Source organism: Coleofasciculus sp., from assembly GCF_046539235.1.
In the GTDB taxonomy this organism is placed as follows: domain Bacteria; phylum Cyanobacteriota; class Cyanobacteriia; order Cyanobacteriales; family Coleofasciculaceae; genus Coleofasciculus.
This window is the reverse complement of sequence record NZ_JBKHHI010000035.1, coordinates 1-26,633: the sequence shown is the minus strand read 5'-3', so window position 1 is coordinate 26,633 and position 26,633 is coordinate 1. Positions and strand designations below refer to the sequence as shown.

The 26,633-nt window shown below is 47.2% G+C and carries 22 protein-coding genes and 1 pseudogene; 8 read left to right on the top strand and 15 right to left on the bottom strand.

Features of this window, described 5'->3' with window-relative positions:
- Positions 1–301 precede the first annotated feature (301 nt).
- Together nth and rpsN are read left to right on the top strand one after the other, a co-directional pair.
- The gene (nth, locus tag ACLFWI_RS05455) at positions 302–961 is read left to right on the top strand and encodes an endonuclease III (RefSeq protein ID WP_446412084.1); all 660 of its coding nucleotides are present in this window, start codon (positions 302–304) and stop codon (positions 959–961) included.
- A 187-nt stretch (positions 962–1,148) separates the two neighbouring features.
- Entirely contained in the window at positions 1,149–1,451 is a 303-nt protein-coding gene (gene rpsN, locus ACLFWI_RS05450; protein ID WP_446412083.1) for a 30S ribosomal protein S14, read from the top strand.
- A 63-nt stretch (positions 1,452–1,514) separates the two neighbouring features.
- On the opposite strand, the gene ACLFWI_RS05445 is transcribed toward rpsN, so the two are convergent.
- Positions 1,515–1,844, bottom strand: coding sequence for a hypothetical protein (locus tag ACLFWI_RS05445; RefSeq protein ID WP_006101347.1), 330 nt, complete (start codon positions 1,842–1,844; stop codon positions 1,515–1,517).
- Between the two features lie 230 nt (positions 1,845–2,074).
- Between ACLFWI_RS05445 and aat the strand changes: the two genes are divergently transcribed.
- On the top strand, positions 2,075–2,662 hold the full coding sequence (gene aat / locus ACLFWI_RS05440) for a leucyl/phenylalanyl-tRNA--protein transferase (protein ID WP_446409081.1): 588 nt from the start codon (positions 2,075–2,077) through the stop codon (positions 2,660–2,662).
- Between the two features lie 86 nt (positions 2,663–2,748).
- On the opposite strand, the gene clpB is transcribed toward aat, so the two are convergent.
- The 3 genes from clpB to ACLFWI_RS05425 form a co-directional block, all read right to left on the bottom strand.
- Positions 2,749–5,376: an ATP-dependent chaperone ClpB gene (gene clpB, locus ACLFWI_RS05435; protein WP_446412082.1), complete on the bottom strand. Its 2,628-nt coding sequence runs from the start codon at positions 5,374–5,376 to the stop codon at positions 2,749–2,751.
- A gap of 633 nt (positions 5,377–6,009) precedes the next feature.
- A complete protein-coding gene (locus ACLFWI_RS05430) occupies positions 6,010–6,516 on the bottom strand; it encodes a DNA-binding protein (RefSeq protein ID WP_446412081.1) in 507 nt (168 codons plus the stop codon).
- 54 nt (positions 6,517–6,570) lie between these two features.
- On the bottom strand, positions 6,571–7,164 hold the full coding sequence (locus ACLFWI_RS05425; RefSeq protein ID WP_446412080.1) for a hypothetical protein: 594 nt from the start codon (positions 7,162–7,164) through the stop codon (positions 6,571–6,573).
- 821 nt (positions 7,165–7,985) lie between these two features.
- On the opposite strand from ACLFWI_RS05425, the gene ACLFWI_RS05420 reads away from it, so the two are divergent.
- From ACLFWI_RS05420 to ACLFWI_RS05410, 3 genes and pseudogenes are all read left to right on the top strand, one after another.
- Positions 7,986–8,174: a PEP-CTERM sorting domain-containing protein gene (locus tag ACLFWI_RS05420; protein WP_446412079.1), complete on the top strand. Its 189-nt coding sequence runs from the start codon at positions 7,986–7,988 to the stop codon at positions 8,172–8,174.
- Positions 8,175–8,277: 103 nt separating this feature from the next.
- Positions 8,278–8,400 carry a hypothetical protein gene (locus ACLFWI_RS05415; RefSeq protein ID WP_446412078.1) on the top strand — a complete coding sequence of 41 codons (123 nt, stop codon included), beginning with the start codon at positions 8,278–8,280 and terminating at the stop codon, positions 8,398–8,400.
- Positions 8,401–8,693: 293 nt separating this feature from the next.
- Positions 8,694–8,837 (top strand): annotated as a pseudogene (locus ACLFWI_RS05410) (Uma2 family endonuclease); the annotation flags it as partial.
- Positions 8,838–9,098: 261 nt separating this feature from the next.
- On the opposite strand, the gene ACLFWI_RS05405 reads toward ACLFWI_RS05410, so the two are convergent.
- From ACLFWI_RS05405 to ACLFWI_RS05360, 10 genes are all read right to left on the bottom strand, one after another.
- Positions 9,099–10,502: a tetratricopeptide repeat protein gene (locus ACLFWI_RS05405; RefSeq protein ID WP_446412077.1), complete on the bottom strand. Its 1,404-nt coding sequence runs from the start codon at positions 10,500–10,502 to the stop codon at positions 9,099–9,101.
- A 245-nt stretch (positions 10,503–10,747) separates the two neighbouring features.
- A complete protein-coding gene (locus tag ACLFWI_RS05400) occupies positions 10,748–11,275 on the bottom strand; it encodes a 2'-5' RNA ligase family protein (protein WP_446412076.1) in 528 nt (175 codons plus the stop codon).
- A 252-nt stretch (positions 11,276–11,527) separates the two neighbouring features.
- Positions 11,528–14,620, bottom strand: a complete 3,093-nt coding sequence (locus ACLFWI_RS05395) for a hypothetical protein (protein WP_446412075.1) — start codon at positions 14,618–14,620, stop codon at positions 11,528–11,530.
- Positions 14,621–14,639: 19 nt separating this feature from the next.
- Entirely contained in the window at positions 14,640–14,891 is a 252-nt protein-coding gene (locus ACLFWI_RS05390; protein WP_446412074.1) for a hypothetical protein, read from the bottom strand.
- A gap of 164 nt (positions 14,892–15,055) precedes the next feature.
- Positions 15,056–15,964 (bottom strand): hypothetical protein, encoded by a 909-nt coding sequence (locus ACLFWI_RS05385; protein WP_446412073.1) that lies wholly within the window; start codon positions 15,962–15,964, stop codon positions 15,056–15,058.
- A gap of 154 nt (positions 15,965–16,118) precedes the next feature.
- The gene (locus ACLFWI_RS05380) at positions 16,119–16,901 is read right to left on the bottom strand and encodes an RNA polymerase sigma factor SigF (protein ID WP_446412072.1); all 783 of its coding nucleotides are present in this window, start codon (positions 16,899–16,901) and stop codon (positions 16,119–16,121) included.
- A 523-nt stretch (positions 16,902–17,424) separates the two neighbouring features.
- The gene (locus tag ACLFWI_RS05375; protein WP_446409225.1) at positions 17,425–17,880 is read right to left on the bottom strand and encodes a DUF2996 domain-containing protein; all 456 of its coding nucleotides are present in this window, start codon (positions 17,878–17,880) and stop codon (positions 17,425–17,427) included.
- Between the two features lie 105 nt (positions 17,881–17,985).
- Positions 17,986–18,246 (bottom strand): MoaD/ThiS family protein, encoded by a 261-nt coding sequence (locus ACLFWI_RS05370; protein WP_446412071.1) that lies wholly within the window; start codon positions 18,244–18,246, stop codon positions 17,986–17,988.
- 118 nt (positions 18,247–18,364) lie between these two features.
- Entirely contained in the window at positions 18,365–18,919 is a 555-nt protein-coding gene (locus tag ACLFWI_RS05365; protein WP_446412070.1) for a hypothetical protein, read from the bottom strand.
- A gap of 429 nt (positions 18,920–19,348) precedes the next feature.
- Positions 19,349–19,960 carry an N-acetyltransferase family protein gene (locus tag ACLFWI_RS05360; protein ID WP_446412069.1) on the bottom strand — a complete coding sequence of 204 codons (612 nt, stop codon included), beginning with the start codon at positions 19,958–19,960 and terminating at the stop codon, positions 19,349–19,351.
- 585 nt (positions 19,961–20,545) lie between these two features.
- Here ACLFWI_RS05360 and ACLFWI_RS05355 point away from each other — a divergent pair.
- Entirely contained in the window at positions 20,546–24,241 is a 3,696-nt protein-coding gene (locus ACLFWI_RS05355) for a response regulator (protein WP_446412068.1), read from the top strand.
- 108 nt (positions 24,242–24,349) lie between these two features.
- Positions 24,350–25,117, top strand: a complete 768-nt coding sequence (locus ACLFWI_RS05350) for a DUF3747 domain-containing protein (protein WP_446412067.1) — start codon at positions 24,350–24,352, stop codon at positions 25,115–25,117.
- A 55-nt stretch (positions 25,118–25,172) separates the two neighbouring features.
- On the opposite strand, the gene ACLFWI_RS05345 is transcribed toward ACLFWI_RS05350, so the two are convergent.
- A complete protein-coding gene (locus ACLFWI_RS05345; protein WP_446412066.1) occupies positions 25,173–26,387 on the bottom strand; it encodes an FtsW/RodA/SpoVE family cell cycle protein in 1,215 nt (404 codons plus the stop codon).
- Between the last annotated feature and the right edge of the window lie 246 nt (positions 26,388–26,633).

Genomic DNA, 26,633 nt, shown 5'->3' with positions numbered 1-26,633 from the left:
TCTTTTCTCACCCAGATGCGACTAAACCCGCCCTGACTTAGTGTTAAATAAATAGGGGCTGCTGAATAAGTCTTGTGGTGGGGGGAGGGAACAGGGAACAGGCAACAGGCAACAGTTTCAAGCCTCTGTTGAGGTGAAATTCGGCGCAAAAGTCAGCGAAAATCCCAGGATTTTAAGTGTAAAGGTGTAAAAACCTTGTACTTGTTGGGGGCAAAAATGGCTTGAAGTCCTTATCTGGTGTACCTTCCACACTTGTGCAGCAAGCCCTAAATAGACCTAGTATGCTACGTTTGAGTTGGGAATGAGCATCACCCGTAAATGGTTCGCTAAACAGCAACAGGCATTGGAGATTTTGCTTCGCCTGAAGCGACTTTATCCGGATGCTCGCTGTACACTCAACTATGACACCCCTGTACAGTTACTGGTGGCGACGATTCTCTCAGCCCAATGTACGGATGAACGAGTGAATCAGGTGACACCGGAATTGTTTCGCCAATTCCCGAATGCTAGAGCGATCGCGCAGGCGGATATTGAGGTGCTGGAAGCCTTGGTGCGTCCGACTGGATTCTATCGCAATAAGGCGAAAAATATTCAAGGGGCTTGTCGGATGATCGTCGCCGAATTTGGCGGTCAGATTCCTAGACGTATCGAACTGTTGATCAAATTACCGGGTGTAGCTCGCAAAACTGCTAATGTTGTGCTAGCCAATGCCTTTGATATCCACGAAGGAGTGACGGTGGATACTCATGTCAAGCGCTTAACTCAGCGTCTGGGTTTGACGGAACATAGTGACCCAATTCGCATCGAACGTGATTTAATGCGACTGTTGCCTGTGGAAGACTGGGAAAACTGGTCAATTCGCTTAATTTATCATGGTCGGGCAATTTGTCAGGCGAAGAAGCCGAAGTGCAACGCTTGCGTACTGGCTGATTTATGTCCCAGTGCTAGGATTGAGGGATGATGGGGAGATGGGGGAGATAGGGGAGAGAAGAATTTTGTCAATGAACCATGAACCATCAACCATCAACCATCAACCATCAACCATCAACCATCAACCATCAACCATGAACAAATGACCAATGGCAAAGAACGAATGACAAAGATAAGATAGGAAACAGTGTCTTTATTTAGGGAAACGCCAAAGACTCATGGCTAAAAAAGGAATGATTGAGCGCGAGAAAAAGCGCCAGAAGCTGGTTGAGAAGTATGCGGCTAAGCGAACAGCACTGAAAGAACAGTTTGACAATGCGTCCTCTCCGGCTGAAAAACTAGAGATTCACCGGAAGATCCAACAGTTACCCCGCAGTAGTGCGCCGAATCGGGTACGGAATCGCTGTTGGGTAACCGGGCGTCCCCGAGGCTACTATCGGGATTTTGGTCTATCTCGCCATGTACTGCGGGAATGGGCCCATAAAGGATTACTCCCAGGAGTAGTCAAGTCGAGTTGGTAGATTTGGGTCATTGGTCAATCGTTCTTAACGAAAGACAAAGGACAAAAGACCAATGACTGATGACTAATTCCCACAGCAACGGTCAATACCCAGACTGTCGAGGAGCAAATCGCTAACCGCGTTGGCGATCGCGAATTCACTATAGAAGCTTTCTCGGAAGTCGAAGGCTTGCATTTCGGTGACAATGGCAATGACCAAAGAACCGACATCGTTTTCGCCTTCTAAGCGTTGGCGGACAAAGATTTGGGAGGCGCGATCGGCAATGTCCTGATTGGCTGGTTCTGGTAAAAATTCATGATCCAGCCAGTACACCAAAGCGTCTCGCAACCATTTTCCTTCCTGCTGGGCATTTTCAGCAGGGGGAAGGGTAACTGGGGGAATGGGTTCAGCCATAAAATGTCAAAAGTTAGCTGTCTACAGTCAAAACGTTCATTTTCGGGATGGGAAAGCTACTATTCTGGGGACATAAGCTGTTCGGCATTGAAACTCATTGAGTAAAATAATCTTTGATTTAATCAGGGAGATGTCACTTTTAAGCATAGCGAAATTATGTCTGATCAGGGAAATCTTAAAATGGTGTTTAGCGATTCGAGAACAGGGACTCTCAACCGAGTTCTAGCACTATGGAGTTAACTATTCCGACAATAATTCAAGGATATGCTCAAGGCTATTTTTTGATGGCGGATGAAACCGGATCACTAGGGTGGTACTCTAGTCGCCAGCGAGCAATCATTCCCTTAGACGAGCGGTTTCGCTATCCTAAATCTCTACAACGGGTTCTCAATCAGAAGCGGTTTAGTACGGCAATTAACCGAGACTTTAAAGGAGTTGTGGCAGGTTGTGCCAATCGGGAAAGCACCTGGATTTCTCCGGAACTCCAGGAAATTTATTGGTTACTTTATCAGGAAGGTTGGGCGTATAGCTTTGAAACGTGGCAAGGAAATGAACTAGCGGGTGGGGTTTTAGGGATTGTGATTGGCGGCGCGTTTATTGGCGAATCCATGTTTTACCGGATTCCCGAAGGCTCAAAGGTGGCGTTAGTCAAATTAGTCGAGCGGTTGCGATCGCGCGGCTTTTTGTTGTTTGATGTACAAATGATGAATCCTCACTTGGCTCGCTTTGGCGCTTGTATGATAGAAGAGCAAGAGTATCAGGTGCTACTACGACAGGCGTTGCGACGGCGATGTTATTTTGATCGGATTCCGGTTTGAATCAGGAAATTGGGAATTATAAAAAGGCAACAGCCAGGGATTGAGGTTTTTTACAATTCTTAATAGAGTCCCTGGCTGTCGAGGGCTTAACTGGATTGAGTGGTCAACAACTCTGCGGGTAAGCGCTTGAATGTCAGCCGTTCGTTCTCCACATCCACAAATATGGTATCGCCGTCACTAAACTCACCCCGCAGCATAGCTTTAGCTAACTGGGTTTCTAATTCTCGCTGAATCGCCCGCTTCAGGGGACGTGCGCCGTACACAGGATCATACCCGACTTCGGCTAAGTAATCGATCGCCTCTTCCGATAGCTTCAGTGACATTTGCCGTTCGGCTAAACGTTTCTCCAGTAGCTGAGTTTGTAGGGAGACGATATGGCGTAACTGATGTTTTTGCAGGGCGTGGAAGATAATCACTTCATCAATCCGGTTCAAGAACTCTGGACGGAAGCTGGTTCGCATCGCATCCATTACCCGTCCCCGCATTTCGTCATAGTGGGTATCATCACCAGCTAAGTCAAGAATGTACTGTGACCCAATATTACTGGTCATGATAATCACAGTATTCTTGAAGTCTACCGTATGCCCTTGAGCATCAGTAACCCGACCATCATCGAGGATTTGCAGCATGATGTTAAATACATCATTATGCGCCTTCTCGATTTCATCAAAGAGAATCACCGCATAAGGGCGTCGCCGAATCGATTCGGTTAACTGACCCCCTTCTTCATAACCCACATATCCGGGAGGCGCACCAATTAGGCGAGAGACGGCGTGTTTTTCCATGTATTCCGACATATCAATCCGCACCAAGGCGTCTTCAGTGTCGAATAGATAGGCGGCGAGGGCTTTTGCCAATTCGGTTTTTCCCACACCCGTCGGACCGAGGAAAATGAAGCTAGCGGTGGGACGATTGGGGTCAGCTAATCCTGCACGCGATCGCTGAATCGCATCGGCGACAGCAGTAACCGCTTCTTCTTGTCCCACGACTCGTTGATGCAGTTCGTCTTCGAGTTGTAGGAGTTTCTCTTTCTCGGATTCTACCAGTTTGCTGATCGGAATCCCAGTCCACTTGGAGATAATTTCGGCAATATCGGACTCGGTAACTTCTTCCCGTAACAGGGACTTACCACTGGTTTGGGTTTCGTTTAGCTGTTGTTCAGAGGCTTGCAGCGATCGCTGTAACTCGGCGAGTTTCCCGTATTTAAGTTCAGCCGCCCGATTCAGGTTGTATTCCCGTTCGGCTTGGCTGATTTCTATATTCACTCGATCAATTTCTTCTTTAATCCCTTGAATCCGATCCAGAACGTCTTTTTCGGATTGCCATTGGGCGTTTAAGGTGCGTTGTGCTTCTTTGAGGTTTGCCAGTTCTTGTTCTAGGCGTTCTAAGCGTTCCATGGAGGCGGGATCACTGTCTTTTTGCAGGGACAGTTTCTCCATTTCCAGTTGTAGGATTTTGCGATCGATTTCATCGAGTTCTTCCGGTTTGGAGGTAATCTCCATTTTTAGTCGGGCGGCGGATTCATCGACTAAATCAATAGCTTTATCTGGGAGAAAGCGATCGCTAATATAACGGGTGGATAGTGTGGCGGCGGCGACTAAGGCGCTATCGGAGATTTTAACGCCGTGGTGAACTTCGTAGCGTTCTTTTAACCCTCTGAGAATCGAGATGGTATCGACGACACTGGGTTGATCCACGAAGACTTGTTGGAAACGGCGTTCTAATGCGGCATCTTTTTCTAAATATTTGCGATACTCATCTAAGGTTGTCGCGCCAATACAGCGCAACTCCCCTCTAGCCAGCATTGGTTTGAGTAAATTCCCCGCATCCATCGATCCTTGTGTCGCCCCTGCACCGACAACGGTATGGATTTCATCAATAAACATGATGATTTGTCCCTTGGAGTCGGTAACTTCTTTGAGAACCGCTTTTAGGCGTTCTTCAAATTCCCCTCGGAACTTCGCCCCAGCGATTAACGCCCCCATATCCAGGGCGATTAATTTCCGATCTTTGAGGGATTGGGGAACATCTCCGGCGACAATCCGTTGTGCCAATCCTTCTGCGATCGCGGTTTTACCCACTCCGGGTTCCCCAATCAAAACGGGGTTATTTTTGGTGCGACGGGAGAGAATTTGGACCGTGCGGCGAATCTCATCATCTCGCCCAATCACGGGGTCAAGTTTACCTTCTCTAGCGGCTTCGGTTAAATCCCGTCCATATTTCTCTAGGGCTTCGTATTTGCCTTCTGGGTTTTGATCAGTCACGGTTTGGTTCCCCCGAATTTGGGTAATCGTAGTTCTCAGTGTTTGTTCGTCTAGTTTAAATTCCTGAAACAGGCGTTTGCCAAAGCGATCGTCTTTCACATACGCTAACATCAGATGCTCGACGGAGATGTAGTCATCGTTAAATTCTTTGCGGTAGCCATCCGCCCGATCTAATAAGGTATCCAGGCTACGCCCCATATAAATAGAGGAACTACTCCCGGAAACCTTGGGTTGACGCTGGATAAAGGCGTCTGTGGCTTCCCGGATGCGCTGCACCGGGATTTGGGCTTTATTGAGAATGCTAATCGCCAGCCCTTCTTGATCCAGCAGCGCTTTCATCAGATGTTCGCTTTCAATTTGTTGTTGCTGGGCGGCTTTAACCACATCTGGGGTTTGGGCGAGGGCTTCCCAGGCTTTTTCGGTAAAGAGATTGGGATTATTGGGTTGCATAGTCAGTCATTAACGTAGAGAATTTGTCTAACTGACCTTATTGTAAAAAGCGGGTGGCAATGGCTGGATCGGTGTTCACGGCTTTTTTACGGCGTATTTCAGCACCACAGAGGTATGCCAGAAATCAGAAGGCAGTGGTTCGACAGGACTTCGGACGTTCGGCGAGCGCAGTAACTGAGCCTGTCGAAGTTCAGCTCGTAGCTCACCAACCAGGCAGGAGGTAACAGTAGTAAGCTGTTCGGTCTTTAAATCTTAATGTTAACAATGGCGCAATGTTTGTAGTGCGTTTAGCGAAGCCATGCCGCAGGCTTTGCATCTTGCTCGCTACTAATACCCAATTTAAATGGATGACAGCTGACCTGGAAATAAATTTTGTTAACCTCTTTAATAATGATCCACAAAACATATGAAAAAATCACTCAGAATATTCGCCATACCCGTTGCAATTGTTGCAGTATAGCAACCGCCATAGCGGTTAGGACACATCATTTATGTTCCAGACGCTTCAAAAGCGCGTCTCTACAATGGTGCCTATAGTCAACTGGTGCCAGCCATCCTGAAACGTCATGTAGGCAATGGTTTAAATAGTAATACAGACGTTCAACTCATATTTGATCTAGAGCGCGATCGCGATCAAGTTTTGCCTATCGGTTGGGAAGAACCCTCCTCCTGCCAAGAAATAACCCTGACGTTGTCAAAGGTTTCAATCCACACCTTAGCTCCACATCGGGGACTATCGGGACGATAAACAACCCGGCATCCTCCCGGTATTTCGACCTCATGACCATAGACATTCGTCTTACCCTGTTGGGTCGCTTGTTCCTTTGCTCCAATCAAGGTTCCGGGGTCGCCCCACTTTTTCACTGTAATTACCGGCTGGCGTTGTTGGTATTTTTGATTCTGGCGAATTCTTTGTGAATTAACGTGAATGATTGTTTTCGCTGGCTTTCGGGGATTGCGCCAACGCGGAGCCGGACCTCTTTTCCCGCCCTTAATCAAGGGTTTGCCATTAAATAGAGGCATTAACCACATCCTTCCGGTCTTGTAAGCCCCTTCCACTCTGCCCTGAAGCAGCAGGACTCGCAGTCGAGCCGTGGAGATATTTAAAATTTGAGCCGCTTGGGTTGTACTAACAATCATAGTAACTATAACGATAGCGTAATAGTTTTGCGTCATGTAGTTGTAAACATTGTATCAGTCAAGTGTTGCTGCCTCCAATACTGCCAAGATTTTGCCCAAATTTTCCAAGTTATACTCGACTGGAGCAATACTGACGGCTTTGCCATTGATCTGCAAGAATTTCCAGCGATCGCCTGTTGTCACCGCACCATAAACCACGTCACTCCGGTTGAATATCTGGGCGGCAATCATTGTGGCAAGGCATTGCCCTAACCCAGCAACAATACTCTCATTCTTAGCTTCGACAATCGTCAAAACTGGAGCCTTGATGTAATAGAATTCATCCGATGCCGTGACAATAAAATCGCAGCGTCCCTTTAAACCCAACTCTTCGTTGACGTTGAAGGTTTTACCCGAAAACACGATGACATTCTTTCTTCGACGCAATTCGTTCAGGATGGGAGTGATAATTAGTTCTGACCTCGCTTTTTCCGTATTGGTGGCTAAGGCAAGCAGTACATTATCCTCCAAATCTTGAACTAATCGAGGGCTGGGTTCAACGGGTTCTAGGTTGGCTGTCCAATTGGTTCGTTCATCTAACACTAACTCGAACAGTTCCTGTACGATGGGCAGGGTGAACTGTTCGTAAGATGTGGGTTTATCGGTCATTAAACATACTCCTTCACTCATCAATCTCCTACTGCTTTGGCTGTACTTTATCTTATTGCACAGCAAGGACACGGCAATGCCGTACCCCTACAAGTGCCAACCCTCCTGAAACGTCATGTAGGCATAATGTAGGGGCGGGTTTAGAGTTAAACCTTGAATCAACACCGCTAACATTGCTGCAAAACCCGCCCTTAATCCTGGGCATCTCCTCCATAACCTTGATCCAAATGGTAAACCCCGTGCCAAAATCATAAATTTTCCTCGCCATAGCCATCGTGTAGGGGCGGGTTTAGGGTTAAACCTTGAATCAACACCGCTAACCTTTGTTCAAAACCCGCCCACAGCTACGCGATTAAACCGAGGGCGACCCGATCCAATTGAGTGGAATCGTGTTGTCCATTAATGCAAGCGGGTCGCCCCTACAGTTCATTAAATTCCTCGCCATAGCCATCGTGTAGGGGCGGGTTTAGGGATAAACGTTGAATCAACACCGCTAGCGTTGCTGCAAAACCCGCCCTACCCCTACCTAAAATTGGGGAATAGATTTGATGATTCAATCAGGCACACATTGGGAAAGGGCGCACGCTCCGTGTGCCCCTACGGTTTCTGAATGGAATTCTCCTCTACCCGATTAGTTATATCACCCCCTTTTTTTTGTCAAGAGATATTCCCAAACTTTACAGAAACTTTAAACTATAAGGCTTCATCAATTAATCGGGTGTATAAATGAGTTGTGAAATACCCCTCTGTTCCCTATTGATTTCACCTTCCAAACCTTACCAGGGGATGTTAACGATCCTGACGCACCGATATTCACAGGTTTGTCTTTTGGTTCTCAGACTAATGAATGGTTCTTAGAACGTGATGGGGCACTATTAGCCACAACTGCTGGCTTGGAGTCCGGTCCAGTTGTTGAAGCCGTCCCCGAACCGACTTCTGTCTTAGGTTTACTCACAGTTGGTGCTTTGGGTGTTACTTCAGTTCTCAAGAAAAAGCAAGCCTCAAGCTAGAAAATGGGGCTTTTTCCTCAAAGCTTACTAGATTTAGCTTAATTGATCAATAGTATAGCCCTCAGAATCGGTTGGGTATTATGTGGCAGAACGAGTCATGTTTATGAATCACTGGATTCGCCACAGTACCCAATATCCTCGCTATCAGTGCGATCGCGTTGGTGACCAGCGGAATCCAGACAGCCAAACATCAGGCATTTGTCCAGCGTTTAAATCCCCAGGGTAGCGATTCTGTCGGGGCGCCTCGTCTTGCGCCCAGAATCGTTTAACACTACGCTATTAAGCTGAGGGCGACCCGATTCAATTGAGTGGAATAGTGTTGTTATTTGATACAAGCGGGTCGCCCCTACAGTTCAGAAAATCCCTCACCATCGCCATCATGTAGGGGCGGGTTTAGGGATAAACGTTGAATCAAAACGGCTAACTTTTGTTCAAAACCCGCCCTTAATCATTGGCATCTCACCCCTCACCCGTTAGTGATTACAGTTAGAGCCTGTCAGATGTCAATCCGTCCTACTGTTTCTCCTCCTCCCAGGACGATATATTTCCCTAGAACCCGATAAAGCGGGGATTATTAAATCTCGTGTTTTTCCGGGATTATGGTTAGCGGTGAATAGGTTGCGTGAGGGAAATTTAGCTGAGGTTTTGGCAGTATTGCAGTAGGGAATACAGACAGCCGAACATCAGGCATTTGTCCAGCGTTTAAATCCCCAGGGTAGCGATTCTGTCGGGGCGCCTCGTCTTGCGCCCAGAATCGTTTAACACTACGCTATTAAGCTGAGGGCGACCCGATTCAATTGAGTGGAATAGTGTTGTTATTTGATACAAGCGGGTCGCCCCTACAGTTACCCGATCCAATTGAGTGGAATAGTGTTGTTCATTGATCAGGTGCGGGTCGCCCCTACAGGAGATTGTCTTAATCAACTATTGCCGCAATTTTTTCAGTGTTTTGATCACTTCCTGGGATGATTTCATATCCCCTTGCTCATAAAACACTTTCGCGGCTTTCTGAAAATCGGCAATTGCTCGTGGTTTATCCCCCAGACGACGATACGCAAATCCCCGACAGGTTAACGCCGTGGCATTATTTTGATTATCCTGTAAGACATAATTAAACGCTTCAATGGCACCATGGAAATCTTCCTGATTCAACTTTTCTACGCCGATTTCATGGTACTCTTGAGGCGTTGGTTCATTCGTCGCCACGGATACGGGTTCTGGAGAGAAGGGAGTCGCCAGAGAGAGCGTTTTCACCGTTTCCAAATCCGCGATCGCACCTTGGTAATCCCCCATCGCCGAACGCACGGTACTGCGTTGGTTATACGCCTCTGTATAATTCGGATCGAGGTTCAAAACCTGATTATAGGCATTCAGCGCCGCTGGATAATCGCCTAATTGATAGCGTAAATTCCCTTGAACCATTAACCCTTGAATTAGTTTCGATTCATCATCCTCAACGGCGTCGGGTTCTTGATTTAATGTATCAGCAATCTGTTGAAAAAATGCCTTCGCCGCCACGGGTTCTAGGCGCATCGCTTGGTCAAAATCTTCAATACTTCCCCAATTTTCCCCTAACTGCAACCGCACATAACCGCGATTCAGATACGCTTGAGCATCATTGGGGTTCAATTCCAAGACATGGTTAAAATCCGCGATCGCTTCCTGATAGGCTCCCAAGGCGATGTGATTCATCCCTCGGTTAAAATAAGCCGCCGTCAGATTGGGATTAATCGCTAAAGCGCGATCGCAATCTACAATCGCATCTTGATAAGCTTCTAGTTCAAACCGGGCAATCCCTCGATTCAGATACCCTTCGGCTAAATTAGGATTAATCCGAATCACTTGATCACAATCTGCGATCGCGCCCTGATAGTCTTCTAATGCCAACCGCAGCATACTACGATTCAGATACCCTTTAGCATAACTCGGATCAATTTGCAAGGCTTGATTATAATCCTGCATCGCGCCCCAGCGATGATTAAGCGTCGCCAGAATCAAACCGCGATCGCTATACGCTTGGGCATTTTGAGGATCAAGCCTTAATACTTCATCAAAATCCCCGATCGCCCCCAAAGCGTCTCCCTGACAATAATGACTCATTCCCCGATAATGGTAAGCCTGGGCCAAATCGGGATTAATCTGCAAGGCTTGATTCAACGCCGCGATCGCACGGCGATAGTCCCCTTGTTGAAACGACGCAATTCCCTGACTCAACCAGGTATCGGCGTCAGATTGCACATCCTCCATCCCCGTAGACGGATTCTCGGATAGTTTAGAATTCCCTGATACAACCATAGTCTCATCCTGCTGATGCTTGTCGCTAGTCATGTCCGTTAACCGAACAAGTTCTCCTCTTCTTGTTTCGCAGGTGCGATCGCTTGATCCGGATTCGTCTTATGTCATACTCGCTATCGCAAGAAGCAATAATTGAACGGTTAGGTCGGGGCGGGTTTAGTTACATCAGGGTGAAAACGAAATGTTAGTAGTAAAACCCGCCCCTACAAAAGATGTTTTATCGGAACGCCTCTTTTCCCTCTGCTTCCCTAGCTTCCCCAGCTTCCCCAGCTCCCCTCTCACGGTACTAATTTCCTGACACTGAGCGTTTGCCACTTTTCTACATCTTCACCACTCCGAACAGGTTCTGGTGTGGAAATGGCTCTCACTTGATCAAAGAAAACCTGACTGTAGGGAATAACTAACTCTGTGGCTAATTTTTTTTGAACGGCTTGATCAAGATGCTGGTAAATCAAACTTAAATGGGGACTGAGAACATAATTAGAGGGTTTAGCCGAGTTATGGCGCAAGGTCTCGCAAATCTGAGTCAGAATTGCCGATGGGTGAAATTGCACAAATAATGTTTTGGTGTATAGATCTGTATAGCCAACCTGATCGATATCCAGCATAAACCCAGAAACATTCTTGGCGGCTGTTTCGATTAATTCATCAACCGATTCATCAGCCGTATAGTCTCCCGAATAGATAGTGACGTGAGGCTCAAACCTGGGCGCATTATGGGCTTTAGCTAGAGAATTGATCATCTCTTGAAAAAAGGGTCGATAAGCTGCTGATGGTATCAGCCAGAACGATATTTTAGTATTCATTTGGTATCTAAAGCTGTATATCCCATGTAGGGGCGGGTTTAGGGAAATAATTAACCCAGAAATTAATAACGTTTCTACAAAACCCGCCCTTCCCCGCCCTCACACTCAACTGATCACCTAAATCCCCAATTTACAGAATAGCGACGATGAAAGTTAGGATTAGGGCGGGTTTCGTTGTTTAATGTAAGATGGGTTTCCTCATTTTATCCCTAAACCCGCCCCTACAAGTAACTGATGATCGTATGGGTAAATTCAGAACTCATCCTCAGATAAATCTGACAAGTCCGGTGGAACCACAACTCGATCAACGGAAACCTTGTGACTTTCCCGTTCACTATCTAAATCTACCGTAATCGCTTCAAACCGAATTTCTACTGTGCCAAAGGGTACAACCAACTGAGTCAAGGCTTCTAATTCTCCCGCTTTATTGGGACTTAACTCCATTAACCAACGGGGTCCATCAAGTAGGGAGCGACTTTGGCGATCTTGAACCCATAATTTAACGCCTAAGCGAGCCGAATGAGGATTCAATTTAATCTTTACCAGTAAAGGTTCCCCAGCCGCTAGTTCCTGAGTCGGGATGAATAGTTCTGGTGTGGGTAAGGGCGTCCCTAAGTCGAGTTGAGCCATGTCAGAAGTTCTCAGGTGCGATCGCGCTCCTGTTTCTGTCTCAATGGTTCTTGAACCAACTAGCCCAGACGCTGAGGATTCGGTAGTTGGGGATTCATCCTCAACCACAATTTCTCGCTCCAGCAATTCCTCACGATTCAAGGGAGGATGATCGGGTTGAACAGGGGGTTCGAGTTTCGGGATCTCCTGATGATTTAGACTCCCTACCTCCTCGGTGTCTTCATCCCACATCGATTCATCAAAGCCATTTAATTCTTGATCTTCATCATCAGAGGATGGCGGAATTTCTTCAGGTTGAGCAAATAATGGATCAACCTCTGGTTCTGATAGTTCCCCTTCCAACTCAACCAAGTCCTCGCTAGGGGGTAACTCCACTTTCAGCCATTCGGCTAAATCCGTATCCGTCATTAACGCATTCAAACGCCCCCAGAATCGCTCATTCAGGTTGAGTTGAGTGAAAGCGCGATCAACCGCGATCGGATCTTGCTCGATGGGTGCAGCACTTGACATCGCGGCTGTTTTCCACTTGGATAAGTCTGAATTCGATATCTCTTCTCCCTGGGAGGATTCGGGTTCCGCCTCTGGTGTTGATGTCCAGACATCAGATATCTCGGTGGACTCTGTAGAAGCCTGTTCAGATGTTTCTGCTAAGGCGGCGAGATTGTCCTCTAGGGGGGGTGTTTCCTTTGAGGGTTCAGCGGAATCAGTTGCGGTTTCCGCCTGCACAGAGGCTTCAGCGACAGCCGTGTGAGGAACAGAGATAGTCTCGTTGGTTTCCCTCTCGGTTGTTTCTGACACCAGAGATTCGGTGACAGATGAGTCGATTACGAAGTCTTCTGTTGTATCGTCGGGTGCTGAAGGCGTTGTTTCGGTTGTCTGTTTATCAGTGGGTTCAACAGCTTGCGATCGCGTTTCTATTTCTGGCTGGATTTCCTCCAGGGATTCCGATTCTTTTCCTATGGTTGGTTTGGGCACAGAAAAGGTAGGCAAATCCAGCGATTTGGTTAATCTTGGCTGGGATTGGCGTTGATAAAGCTGTGGGGGTAAAGGTTGATGGGATGAGGGTTGGTAGATTAAAGGCTTACGGCTGTTCGGATTATCAACCAGATCAAGAAATATCTGATTCAGAGGAATTGACTGTGACTTGGGTTTTGGGGTAGAAATCCCAGCAGTTGTGTCTTCGGATTTTGTCCAATTTCCCGATTGAACCGCAACTAATAATTCATCTAAATTTACTGTGACTGTAAACGGTTGACTGGCTAATGCTGTCCCCATTGATTCGTACAGGTTAACTTTTCCTAGTAATAAACAGGTTTTGCTATCTGAGGGAATCTCTAGAGTCTGGCTAAAAGTGACAGGAAATGCGGGTGTAGCTATGGGTGTTCGTACATCCACGACAACCTCTCCGGTTTGCGGATGACGTAATTCATACTGTAGGATACCCTGAAACTGATTCGTCTCACTGGGGACAGTTTCCCTAGGGTCTAGCTGATGCACATTTAACTGATCCACCTGTCCGGCTACAGTCAGAGATTCTCGCCGTTGTGTGACTAAAGCTTCCTCCTCTAGGGTTAAGATTAATCCTTGCCATGACGTATCTTCCTCTGGGGAAATTTCGGATTCTGGGGAGATGGGAATAGGCAATTCCGAAGACTCAGACGCTTCAAATTCTTTGATTACAGGATCAAGTACCTGTTGCAACACTTGCTCTAGCATTTGCAGGGATTGATCCAAGATGGGATTGGAGATAGGAGATTGGGAAGGGTTAGAGGTTTGAATCGGGATATCGGGTTCAGGAATCTCTAACTCAGGTAATGCTTCCGGTGGAGGAGAGGTAGCTTTTGTTTCTAGTGATGTCGTTTCCTCTCTATCCCCGATTTTGCCATTGGTGGGGTGGGAAAGGGAGTGTTCTGTATCCGTTTGAGAGGTTTCTGTCGCCGCTATAGGGGTTTGAGAGGGGGTATGAGTTTGGGGTAATGAGATTGTCTCAGTTAGAGTAGGTAACTCAGTTGGAGAGGGGGATTGGGTGGATTGGGCGACAGGGTGAGATGAGTTGAGTGAATCATTATCCGCGATCGCAGGTTGCTCTTGTGTGGGGAGAACCTCTTCTGTCTCTGGGCTATGGAGGGACGTGATCAATGGGGAGTGAAGTTCCTCAGGATGCGCGGAGTCATTATTCACCATTTCCGGAGTGATCTCATCTCCTTCTACCTTCTGCCCTCTATATTCTGCCTCTAAAGAGTCTTCTGCCCTCTGCCCGATTGGTGAGCGTTCGACTGAGCGCTCACGCGGCTCGACTGAGCGCTCGCCGAACGTCCGAAGTCCTGTCGAACCACTGCCTTCTACCTGATTGAAAACCTCACTCACCTTAGGTACAACTGATAACTGTACCGTTTCCTGCCAGGAATTGCCCAGAAAATCGGACATAATATCGCCACAGCAGCGCAACTCCCACAGACCGGGCTTAAGATAGGTAAAGGGAATAATCACCATTAACCCATCAGGGTTAGTACGGCGCGATCGCTTTTGATACCGTCGCTTGGGTGGTGTTTCATTCGTATCGGTATGGGTCACGCAAATTTCCACATCGGTATTGGCGCGACTCGAATGAGCCACTACCCGGTATCGACCCACATCCAAGTCAAGCTGAGGGGATTTGATCGGTAACCAAGTGCGATCGCCCTCTTTTTGGAGTAGAAATTCCCAATAGTCCATAATCGTTAACGATTCTTGATTAAGTCGTGAGTAGGTTATAGTGAGTCAAAATTCGGTTAACTCGTTCTCGACTCACCGCATCAGAATCATCAGCACGTTGAATCCATAACCCCTCTACTTGACTTTGATTGTAATCAAACGTCTGGGACATTTGGGGGATTAGCTCAACGTCTACTCCTTCTACTTGCCGTAAATGAGCCGCCACCTCTCGATAAACGGCTAAAGGTAATCTCGAACCAGATACATCGTATCGTAGTGATTTGCTGGTCACAGGCTGTACGTTTCAATTCAATCGTTGACATTCTCCCCTACCTTATCGGGTATCGTGGTAGATTGGCACCCAATACTACTCCCAGTAAGATCACAAAGAGACGCACCATGGCACGTCTCTACAAACACATTCATCAGTAGGTCAACCTGCTGTCAACCCCACAATCACGCAGGTGGCGGTGGCAAAGTACCTGTCGAGGATTCGGCTTGTGCTGGAGTTCCCGCAGGTTCTTCACCAACTTGTCTAGCCACTTCTTGACCATATTGCTCCAGAACAACCACTGGCATCGGACCGCGATTCACTTCAATCCGCTTAACCAGAACTTGTCCGTTGGAAATCCTTTGTCCTTCTTGGACGTAGCGGCTTGGTTGATTGGGAACTTTGACAATAGCTCGAGGCACATTGCCAACTTGGACTACGCCCTCAACCTCCACTTGCCTAGCCAGTGTCGGATCTGGTAATTTTGGCAGTTCGGGAACTAAGGGAGGGGGTTCGGGAGGCGGACTACCACTTGCTGTGGTGCTACCGGGTTGTCCCCCATTACCCCCATTGGCAGTGGCTCCCCCATCCCCATTAGCCCTCGCTCTCCCTGGGGGCGTGGGGGGGTTTGGTATGACATTGGGTCTGTTTGTGCCTGTTCCCGTTCCTCCGGTTTGATTGCCACCCCCTGGACTACCATTACCCGTTGTTCCCCTCCTAGTTTGAGGCGGCGAGGGGAATTGAGGAACGACAGGTACAGGTCTAGAGCGTCCTTCAGCCTGAGGGTTAGGCGATACGGTTACTATCGGGGGCACGGTAAGGGTAGCAAAGGGATCGCTGCGTCCTTTTTCTACTTTTCTAACTTGCTCCTGGGGTGACTGACTTCGGATCAACCCTGATGCTGCTGGCAATCTCGGCTGCGTGTCTACATCAGGATTTTTAAAGGGAGCGACCTCCGGTGTAGGTTCTGCGCTTGGCGATTCCTCTGTCGTCGGCTCTGGCACTTCGCCAATTTGTTCAGTATCGTCCCCCTGACAACCTCCTATGTACAATGCTAATACTGTGATCAACCCAACTAATAATTTTTTATGCATGATCGAGTCCCCCCATATTTTTACAGAAGACACCACACAGAACACCCAATTAGAAATAAATTTCAATTATTCTCTCTACCTACTATTATAGTGAAAGCCTTGTGGAAGCTTTGACTGCCATCGGCTACTAGCGATCGCGCATCATCTTTGACACTTACCGTTCCCCACCATTCATAATATTTTTCATGGCGCTGAGTCCCTTTTTCATGCGGCGAGACACGGTTACCACACTAATATTCAACAACTCTGCCACCTCTTTCTGAGTTAAGTCATGTAAAAAGACAAATTCCAAAACCTCGCGAGTCCGTTGTTCTAGATGAACCAGCGCTTGTTGCAGGCGAATTTGGTCTTCTTGTGCCAGTTGAAAACTGCGATATCGTGGATCGGGGACAATATCACCCAAACTGGTTGTGCCATCTTCTTCGTCACCAACAGGTGTATCTAGGCTCAGAGGTTCTCGATTCTGGTGGGCTAGTTTAATTTCTTGCCATTCGGCTAGGGGAATTTCAAGAGCTTCCGCCACTTCTGCATCGGTGGGTTGGCGATTAAGTTGCGATCGTAACTGGCGAATAATAGCGATAGACTGCTGTTGTAGTGCTAGCCAGCGCCGGGGGATACGCACACAACCGCCGCGATCGCGCAAATAGTGCTGAATTTCACCACGAATGTAGGGAATAGCAAAGGAACTAAAGGCATTACCCTTGCTGGGAGCAAATCGCTCAATCGCTCGAATCAGACCTAGACAGCCAACCTGTAGCAAGTCTTCATAGCTTTCGGTGCATTGATTGACCCAATAATGAGCTTCTCGTCTAACTAGCCCAATATTAAGATACACTAGCTGGTTGCGAGTCTCTGCGGATTTGGATTGCTGATAGTCTCGCAGCAGTCGCAGGCTTTCGTGTTTTAGTTCTTGTTCGTGGGTAATAGAAGTCAGCATAGCAAAAGTAAGGGGGTAGAAGCGTACTTTGAGTGAGAACCCTTAACTCAAGCCAGCGGTTCGGTGGTAATTTTGCTGCTGGAATCTAGAGGTTCGGATCACTACAGGTCAGGATCACTAATAGATTAGCCAGCTACAACCGTTTTTCACAAGTACGGCTACCACAACGCCAGGAAGCAGGAGTAGGTTAAACCCATGAGCTAACGTTTTGGCTAATCTCCAAGGAAAGCAGTCGGTACACCCTAATATGACTCGCACTATATTACAGCAAGACTCCGTTTTGGGAAAAATTTAGCTGGAAATCTCAAGCTTGTCTAAAGCATACCCCATTCAGTCAAGTATAACTCATATTTGCGATCGCTCCAGAGAAGCCTAGTGCAGTGAGCAGGTAAATAACTGAACAGCTAACATCTCCCCCTGCTCCCCAGACGTAGCATGCTACGTCTCTACATGCTCCCCCTGCTCCCCAGACGTAGCATGCTACGTCTCTACATGCTCCCCCTGCTCCCCCTGCTCCCCCTAACTAATTTCTTGCCAACCATTTCTGGGCATTCAATCGCTGTATGGTATAAAACACCAGCAGATCGAGAGACACCTTGCGTTCGTCAATCATAAATGACTCAAGGGTACTGGGTTTGGCTCCCTTGGGCGCACAGGAGAAGGCTTTTTGCTCCTTTATATCCTCATCGGGGAAATATACGTTAAATTGACGCTGACCATTAGCGAAGCTACCAATGACTTGCCAGCAGTCTGGCTGGGTACTTAAACCGGGAATCGGAAATTTTTTCTTGACAAAATTGACCTCTACATCATCGACCCCTTGTTCGCCAAAGGCAGTCTTTAACGCGGGTAGGTACTCTTGCTCGATAAATTCCGGGAACGGTTTGTCCTCAGGTGCTGGCGGTTTCTCTTTTTTGGCTTTAGAGGATTTAGATTTAGCCTCTTGAGCGTCCGGATTAGATTTGTTTTTTTCTGGCATAACGACTCACTTGCAGGTTTTTCTTATAGTTTCTCTTTATATTTTTACAGAAAAAGGAGCCATCAATTAACCTGTTGCCCATCCCTTCGCCGGAATTCATACAGATTAACCACCACTGACAGGGGGGATTAAGACAACCTCATCTCCTGCTTGCAAAATCCTATCCGGTTCAACAAACTGGAGGTTGATACCAAAACGAGTCAAATCCCGCCAGGGTTTCAGTTGAGGATGTTCGGCGATTAAGCTATCCAGAAGGACAGATACAGGGGTTTGGGCTGGGAACTCCCGTTGAAGTTCGGGGACGCCGTAGGCGTCTTGATAAGCGGCGAATAGTTTGATGGTGACACAAATCAAAGGTTCGGACATCCGGCGTGATCCGCTAAAGCTCCAATTTTTTCTTGATCCTAACCCGTCTGTGAAAATTCTCCCTCATCTCCCCAGACGTAGCTACGTCTCTACATGCTCCCCCAGCTCCCCCACTGCACTAGGCTGTGTGACGCACTTTGATCACCGTCTGAGGCAAGACTCCCACCAACAGAGAAAAAGCCTCATTAGGTAATTTAGCAATTGTTTGGGCGTCGAAGAAGCCCTCAAACTGCTCTAGTATCTTTTGGGCGCGTTGCAGGGGAACTGGGTTATCAGTAATTTGCATCGTTAATCTCACCCACTGTCGTCGAATCAGATACGCTCGCTTTCGCTCTTCTGATGATTCTGGAGAGAGTAAAGAAATGTTCCCCACAGGTAGCACCCGTTGACAATCCAAATCGAATAATCCTCCCACCCCTGAACCGGGTCCAGCAAATTCAGCATGATAGCGCTTGAAGAGAATTAAGCCATTCCGACGCCGAGGATTAACGATCAGCAACTGTTGATCGTGAAGCTGCTGCAGAATTTTTCCTTCAGGTGAGTCGTGGGAATTTGGGCTTTGTTCATTCATGCCACTAGAGCCTTGAGCGTTGGCGAAACTATTGGGGCGGGCAAGCACCTCCTCTTCTTCGTAAAGAGTTGTTTGGCAACGCTGGTTATTTTCGCTCTCCATTTCAACTCGTATTGCTTAATTTCAAGGGAGCAGGGATGCACCTAGGTTGAACGCACAACTAATCAAGTCATTTGGTTATCAGTCTTTGATAATAACCAAGAAGAGAAGTTTTGTTGATCATCTATGTTGAATTACCCTATCAAACAAACTCAGATCGGTGTCATTTGTTGCTTCTCGACAAATTTATAACTCTATTTTATGGCATACGGTTACAGGTATAGGTCAGGTCAATTCCCTACAGATGCCTGAATTGGGACAATATACGCCTATTTGTTAAGAAAATTTATGAAGATTCTGTGAAGAAGCGGGAACGTTTTTTAAAGAAATGGTAAAGCTGGATCGAGAAAATCGATTCCCCAAGGCGGCAAAGTGGAGATTATGTCCCCAACTGTGTCACTTACCGCCGTGAGCCAAAAATTAGCCTTATGGTTATCCAGGTGTTCCCGTATTTAAACGCTTGCGTAATAACAAACGTTGAGGATGGCGTCGCCAGAGACTGTAACTCGGCTCTAGATGATGCAGTTGATAGCCCATTTTCAGGTAAAGTTGCCGCGCTTGATCGTTACTATCTAGGACATGCAGGTAAAGATTGGGAAAGCCCCATGCTAAGGATTGACGCTCGCAAGCTAGCAGTAATTGTCCAGCCACACCCCGTCGCCGACAACACCTTCTGACCGCTAAATTAGAAATGTAAGGATAGTGGTGACCTTGAGGTTGCCAGGATGGGGGAGAACGGAGGGCAATTTCGACAGTGCCGACGAGTAGCCCGTCAGCACTATCGCCAGAAGCATCAGGGTTGAGGGCAACAAAACAGGCATAATGGGGAGAATTGGCACGCAGCCGATTCCGCAGATCTTCATAAATTCCTAATCGCCAAATTGGATAAACCAAACGCCAGAGTCCCTGTTGCGAGTGAAAGCTATCCGCTAGAATTTCCGAGAGCGCAATTAGATCTTGGTCTTTTGCCCTTCGGATCGTTAAGCGGGAAGCATCCACAGTCAGCGTCTGTTGAGCTTCAGAAGCAACTTTGTGGGACGTCACGAAAGAAAAGCAGGGATTCACCATCGCAAAAACATAAAGAGCGCCATCACCACTCCCTTGGGATTAACACTTAACCAGAAATCATCGTCTTTCGTTTCCAGAACGATAGTATTGTACAAGTAGAGCATTGACGAATCACTTCTTCCCACAGCGCTTTCCCAGGGGCATGACACCATCATAAAGCCGATCAAGGCGCAGCGCTTTGCGTCCTCAAGGTATGCTCGATCCCCTAAATTTTCAGGATTCGCCCAAAATAGAGGAGTTATGCGATCGCACGACTCTTATGGTAAACCAAAAACCAAGACGAACAGAAAAAACATGGCTAGTCGGCAACTTGAGGCAGAATACAACCATACTGGAAAACAAAAATTAAAATCAATTGGGGTGTACCACTAACTACCGTGACAATAGCCAAATTGCCGCAGGACAAGTAACATGCTTCCTTTAGCCAGTCGTGATCATCGAACTACAATTCTCAGGAGTCAGAGATTTCTCACCGAACCAGCTATTGACCGCCGTAAACATTTCTAACGTGCGTGCAAACTGTTTTTATTCGCAAAAGCTCTGGCAGCAGGAGAGCGGTGCATGAGATCTCAATCCACAAGAAAGCCTAAACTTCTGGTTGTTGATGACGAACCCGACAACCTGGACTTGCTATATCGAACATTCCATCGTGACTATAAAGTCTTGCGGGCAGACAATGGTCCTGCAGCACTAGAAGTTTTAGAAGCTGAAGGAGACGTGGCTGTGATTATCTCCGACCAGCGTATGCCTCTGATGAGTGGTACGGAGTTTCTCAGTATCACCGCCGCTCAATACCCTGATATTATCCGGATTATCTTGACGGGGTACACCGATGTTGAAGACCTGGTTGAAGCCATCAATGCGGGTAAAGTATTTAAATACGTCACCAAGCCCTGGAATGCCGAGGAACTCAAGTCAGTCGTGCGGCAAGCCATGGATACTCATAACGTCCTCAAGTCTCGCACCAGCGAGCTCTGTCGGGCGTTGCGGCGGGAAACCCTGCTGAATACAGTAACCAATACCATTCGCAATGCTCAGTATGACAAAAGTGGTAGTTCCCCGCTTAAAGACGTTCTCCAGCGGATTGTTGAGACGGTGGGTCACTTGCTAGAAGTCGATGTATGCATTCTTCGTCCCTTCCAGCAAGAGCAGTTGGTCGATGAATGGTTTGTCTATCAACGGCAACTGAGCGACTCAGGTGGCGAAACTTCAAGGTTTAGAGACAATGGTAGGCAACCCTTATCACCGAACCATTCACCATTAGACTTAGCACAGCCGCAACCTAACTCCTGTACCATACAAACCACGAGTGAAGATACAGACGCGACCTCATCGCTACCGCCGCTTTTAACTCAGACGGTTTGGCAAACCCATGAAGTCACCGTTATTCAAGATGTATTGACGGATGAACGATTTAATCAGGATAGTCCTGAAGTCCAAGCTCGACTACAGGCGTATCAACAAGCGAATATTCGCTCTAGTTTAGTCGTCCCCCTGATTAGTCAACAGGAATTGGTGGCGGTCATGGCGTTACACCAGTGTGTAGAACCCTATAGCTGGCAAGATGACGAAATTCAACTCGTCGTGATGGTAGCAGACCAAGCTGCCATGGCAATTTCCCAGGCACGGGCCTATGAACAGCTACACGCTTTAGCAACGCAGCAAACTTTAATTAACACAATTACTCGCGCTATTCGGTCTAGTCTTGATCCCCAAGAAATTTTTACCGCGATTACTCAACAATTAGGCGTTGCTCTCAACGTTGATGGTTGTGTTTTGTCCCTGTGGAGTGAAGACGATGAGTTTGTTCAATGTGTGGGCTTATATGATGGGAAATCGACAAAAGTAGTGGGAACGTCGGTTAATCATCATTCTCAATCCCCAGAGAATAATCAAGTCACTGTGACTCATGCCCCTACCTCCTCAATTGAATCTGTTTCCTCAACTCAACTTCCTCTGTCAGCCGTTCCGATTGTCGGCAATCCCGTATTACGGCAGCTTATTGATACCCAAGCCCCAGTGGTGCTTGATGATTTGGTAGCCAATCCCCAAATGAATGGGTCTGACCTGCCCCTGCGCCAAAATGCCCGCGCCCTTTTGGTGGTGCCTTTATTGGTTGATGGCAAAATTATTGGTAGTATTAGCCTGCGGCAAACCGATACCCCACGCCACTGGCTGCAATCGGAAATTGAACTTACCCAAGCCGTGGCATCCCAAGCGGCAATTGCGGTTCAGCAATCGCGACTTTATCAAAAAACGCGACAGCAAGCCGAGCGGTTAATGGAATTAGACCGACAGAAAACGGAATTTTTCCAAAATGTTTCCCACGAATTCCGCACGCCCCTGACCCTGATGATTGGACCACTGGAATCGGCAATTAATCAACATCAGGGATTACCTTATGAACAAAGTTTAATCGCTCTGCGAAATTCGCGCCGCCTGTTGCGATTAGTAAATCAGCTATTGGATTTACAGCGACTTGATGCGGGACGGATGCAACCGAGTTTCCGTCCCTGTAACTTAATTGAATTTATTAATCAAATTGTTGAAACGTTTCGACCTTACTGTGAGAAAAAAAATATCAATCTCTTGACCCAGCTCACCCCTTGTCCTGAGATTTATTTAGACATAGAAAAATTTGACAAGGTATTGTATAATCTATTGTCAAATGCGATGAAGTTTACCAATGCTGGGGGAAGTATTAACATCACCGTCAAATCGACGGACAATAAAATTTGTCTAAAGATTTCTGATACGGGTATTGGTATTAATCAAGAACAACTTCCTCATTTATTTGAACGGTTCCGACAAGCAGAAGGCTCAGTAAACCGCAGTTATGAAGGCAGTGGTTTAGGATTAGCGTTGGTGAAAGAATTAGTAGAACTCCATGGGGGAAAAATTGACGTATCCTCGGAACAGGGAAAAGGAACAACATTCACCATTCATTTACAACAAGGAAAAGCTCACCTGCCTGTAGAGCAAATTGTGGATGTTGCCACGGAAATCCAGTCCAGTAGGGCATCGGTGGAACTGGCGGACTTGGAGATGGAATCCTTTTGGGAACAACAGGAGCAATCCGAAGCCGAACCTCAAGAAACTGGAGACGTTGAGTCAACCGTTGAGTCAACTATTATACCGTTGGCGGCAAAAATAGCGCGAATTTTGGTTGTCGATGATAATTCTGATTTACGAGCTTATGTAAAGAACATTCTCAGGCAATCCGGTTATCATGTGTGGACAGCACGGAATGGTGAGGAAGGATGGCAAATGACGCAGAAATGCAATCCTCAGCTTATCGTGACTGATTTGATGATGCCTGTGATGTCAGGACTGGATTTGATTCATACAATTAGGGGTTCTCAGGAATGTAAGGGAATACCGATTATATTGCTGACGGCAAAAGCCGATGAAGCCAGTCGGATTGAGGGAACAGAAAAGGGTGCAGATGCCTATTTGTCGAAACCGTTTAATGACCGGGAATTGTTGGCAGAAGTCCGGAATTTGTTAGCGCTTAAAGAACAAGAACAGCGGGTGATTGAGTTAAATCGATATCTAACCGAGTCGGTACTGAAGCGCTTTTTGCCTCCAGCTATGGTACAAAAAGCAGCACAGGGGGAATTGGTACTGGATTTACATCCAGAACCCCGGTTGGTTACCTCGTTGTTCAGTGATATTGTGGGGTTTACGGAGTTGTCGAATACCTTGCGATCGCGCCGAATTGCCGAGTTGCTCAACGAGTATCTGGTAGCAATGACTCGTGCGGTGTTTGATAATGGGGGTACGGTAGATAAGTTTATGGGGGATGGCATATTAGCGATTTTCGGCGCTCCTGAAGAATTAAGTCCTCACGAACAAGCGCGACGGGCAATTGCCTCAGCACGACAAATGTTGCGATCGCTCGATAAACTGAATCAAAAGTGGCAAGCTAAGGGATTGGTGGGCAATGGAGGACCGCCGCCTGTACGATTCCGCTGTGGGATTCATCAAGGAACTGCTGTAGTGGGTATGTTTGGTGGAGATGAACGAACCGACTATACCGCGATCGGTCCTTCGGTGAATATCGCCGCCCGACTGCAAGAAGCCGCTGAACCGAATTCAATCCTGGTTTCGGCGTCAGTTGCCGATTGGTTAGACGATGACGCGATCGCAAAGTATCGTTCTCTTAAGCTTAAAGGTGTCGATGAGACAGTCTTAACCTTTACCGTCAACCCTGTACCAGTGAATTCCAATTCACCTGATAATCGGCGAAGCAGTTAGTAGAGATGTAGCATGCTACGTCTCTAGATTACCGATGGTCTCGGAATCTTATTGCTGGTTCACTACGTCTATTTTTGAATGTAGAAATTTTCGGCAACCACACTAACTATGAAACGTTTACGATGGCTCAACGTTGGAGTTCTAACGACGGCATTTCTACTCACCGTCGCAGCTTCAAGTTCCCTCAAGGCAGGCACATTTGATAGTCAAGAAGTCAATTCTGATAATTTTATTGCCGTTGCTGCTCCTTTTGGGGATAACAAGTATCAATTACTGATTATCGAGCAGCGCTCAAACCAACGCGCTTGCTGGCAAGAGGTGGGAAGTAATCCCGCGATCGTTGATCCGTTACTGCTCAATTTTGACTTTACGGGCATTTGCGGACGTAGCACTGATAGTAATGGTTATTCGATTCGCATGGAGGGTCAAGATTTAGGATTAGACTATTTGCTGAGAATTGTCGAGCGTAATGGTGAGTTAGTCCTCGTTGGTACAAATCGGATGAATCGTCAAGCCCCCAGGGTGGAAATTGGCAGAACCCAAGGGTTGAGTAATGGCAATTTCCTCAAAATTGAACTTGATCCCGGTTGGCGGTTCACTCGACGTGCTTATCAAGGTCAAGCTTTAGGTCATATCTATCTAACCAGCGATACAGGGGTTCCAGCAACACCCGCGGTGAGTCCTCCAAACCCGGTAACGCCAGCAGTACGGGAACCTGCACCCACAGAAACTGAGCGGGAGTTTATTTTTACCAAGCCAAGCGAGGAAAATACTCCACCCTCGGTAACTGTACCAACCCTCGACAATCCAGCCACCAATCCTCAAACCCTACCCCCTCCTTCTTCCAATCAGACTGTGCCAATTTTGGAAGATTGAAGATGTAGAGACGTAGCATGCTACGTCTCTACATCCCTGTCTCCCCCGCTAACACCTAATCCCTCATCCGCTGTAACTGAGTTCTCTGTCGCCTACGCCCCTGAGGTGGTGATTGGCGATGGGCTTGTAAGGATACGACTTGAGCCTCACTACTTTCTCTAGCTACCCGAATCAACAATCCAGCCGAACACAAATTGGCAATCATGGAACTTCCCCCATAACTAAAAAATGGGAAAGGTAAACCCGTAGTCGGGAGAACCCCTGTGGCGACGCCAATATTTAACAGCGATTGACCAACAATTACAATCATCGCTCCGATCGCGACTAACCGATGTACAGGATGACGGGTTTTCAATGCCACAATTGTTGCCAAGGTAGCATAAGCTACGATCAGCAGCAGTAAGAATGTAGTGCCGACAAAGCCAAATTCTTCCGCGAATACGGCAAAAATAAAGTCGGTATATTGAATGGGTAAATAAAATAGCTTTTGTTGGGATAGACCAAACCCTGAACCCCATGTACCCCCTGATCCCACCGCCAGCAGGCTTTGAATCAATTGATAGCCGTCATTCATCGGATCAGCCCAGGGATTGAGAAAGGACATCACTCGACGCCGCTGATAGTCTTTGATGCTAATACTAATTGTTGCTAGTAGTAAGCCGACTAAGGCGGTTCCTCCTAAGTAGGAAAACGGCAACCCAGCCGCCAGTGCAATTAGCCATAGCGTCATCCCACATAGCGCCGTTGTACTCAGATTGGGTTGGAGCAAAATTCCCAACAGCACTAGGGCAAACATCCCTAGCCAGAACAGGCGTACTCGCATGGAAATCTGTTGCCATTGCCCAAAGATGCAAGCACTCTGGAGGATCAGAAACGGTTTAATTAATTCCGAGGGTTGTAGGGGAACAGGACCGAGGGATAGCCAACGGGTTGCGCCATTAACTGTCGTCCCGACACCGGGAATCAGGATGAGCAAGATCAACCCTAAGAACACTAGCATTATCCAATGGGCAATTTTCAGGATATACCGTAAAGGCGATCGCACAAAAAAATTAAAGGCGATCATGCCTAGGGTAATCCAAATGAGCTGTCGTTTGAAGTAATATAAACCGTCACCAAACTCAGCATCGGCACTGGGATAGGATGCGGAGAACAGCACCGCCAAACCCACCAATAGCCACAGAAAGGTTAACCAGCGCAACAGGCGGGCATCGATTGCCCAGTCCTTAGCCGAAGGATGAATCCATGAAATCAGATTGCGTAGAGTCACTAATCGTCAATGATTACTCTCAATTAGGGTAACGCAACCGGAGTATATCATCCAGTCATTGCATCAGTAGGCTTAAAAGACATAAAATGTCACATTTTTAGTTGAGATATTTGATGTCAAAATAGTGGATTAATTTTACCCTCTACCTTGGATCATTACTATTTCATTTTTACCACAGTGTCAGGATAAAACCCTCGTCCAAATAAAATGCTCTTTCCATTGTTGAGTTCGAGGGTTAAACAGAGG

Bases quoted from the DNA above. Each gene is read 5' to 3' on its own strand.
- ACLFWI_RS05380 (WP_446412072.1), bottom strand. From the start codon at position 16,901: ATGCTGACTTCTATTACCCACGAACAAGAACTAAAACACGAAAGCCTG.
- clpB (WP_446412082.1), bottom strand. From the start codon at position 5,376: ATGCAACCCAATAATCCCAATCTCTTTACCGAAAAAGCCTGGGAAGCC.
- nth (WP_446412084.1), top strand. From the start codon at position 302: ATGAGCATCACCCGTAAATGGTTCGCTAAACAGCAACAGGCATTGGAG.
- ACLFWI_RS05425 (WP_446412080.1), bottom strand. From the start codon at position 7,164: ATGACCGATAAACCCACATCTTACGAACAGTTCACCCTGCCCATCGTA.
- ACLFWI_RS05355 (WP_446412068.1), top strand. From the start codon at position 20,546: ATGAGATCTCAATCCACAAGAAAGCCTAAACTTCTGGTTGTTGATGAC.
- aat (WP_446409081.1), top strand. From the start codon at position 2,075: ATGGAGTTAACTATTCCGACAATAATTCAAGGATATGCTCAAGGCTAT.
- ACLFWI_RS05385 (WP_446412073.1), bottom strand. From the start codon at position 15,964: ATGCATAAAAAATTATTAGTTGGGTTGATCACAGTATTAGCATTGTAC.
- ACLFWI_RS05430 (WP_446412081.1), bottom strand. From the start codon at position 6,516: ATGATTGTTAGTACAACCCAAGCGGCTCAAATTTTAAATATCTCCACG.
- ACLFWI_RS05365 (WP_446412070.1), bottom strand. From the start codon at position 18,919: ATGGAGAGCGAAAATAACCAGCGTTGCCAAACAACTCTTTACGAAGAA.
- ACLFWI_RS05375 (WP_446409225.1), bottom strand. From the start codon at position 17,880: ATGCCAGAAAAAAACAAATCTAATCCGGACGCTCAAGAGGCTAAATCT.
- rpsN (WP_446412083.1), top strand. From the start codon at position 1,149: ATGGCTAAAAAAGGAATGATTGAGCGCGAGAAAAAGCGCCAGAAGCTG.
- ACLFWI_RS05415 (WP_446412078.1), top strand. From the start codon at position 8,278: ATGAATCACTGGATTCGCCACAGTACCCAATATCCTCGCTATCAGTGC.
- ACLFWI_RS05445 (WP_006101347.1), bottom strand. From the start codon at position 1,844: ATGGCTGAACCCATTCCCCCAGTTACCCTTCCCCCTGCTGAAAATGCC.
- ACLFWI_RS05395 (WP_446412075.1), bottom strand. From the start codon at position 14,620: ATGGACTATTGGGAATTTCTACTCCAAAAAGAGGGCGATCGCACTTGG.
- ACLFWI_RS05405 (WP_446412077.1), bottom strand. From the start codon at position 10,502: ATGACTAGCGACAAGCATCAGCAGGATGAGACTATGGTTGTATCAGGG.
- ACLFWI_RS05400 (WP_446412076.1), bottom strand. From the start codon at position 11,275: ATGAATACTAAAATATCGTTCTGGCTGATACCATCAGCAGCTTATCGA.
- ACLFWI_RS05350 (WP_446412067.1), top strand. From the start codon at position 24,350: ATGAAACGTTTACGATGGCTCAACGTTGGAGTTCTAACGACGGCATTT.
- ACLFWI_RS05370 (WP_446412071.1), bottom strand. From the start codon at position 18,246: ATGTCCGAACCTTTGATTTGTGTCACCATCAAACTATTCGCCGCTTAT.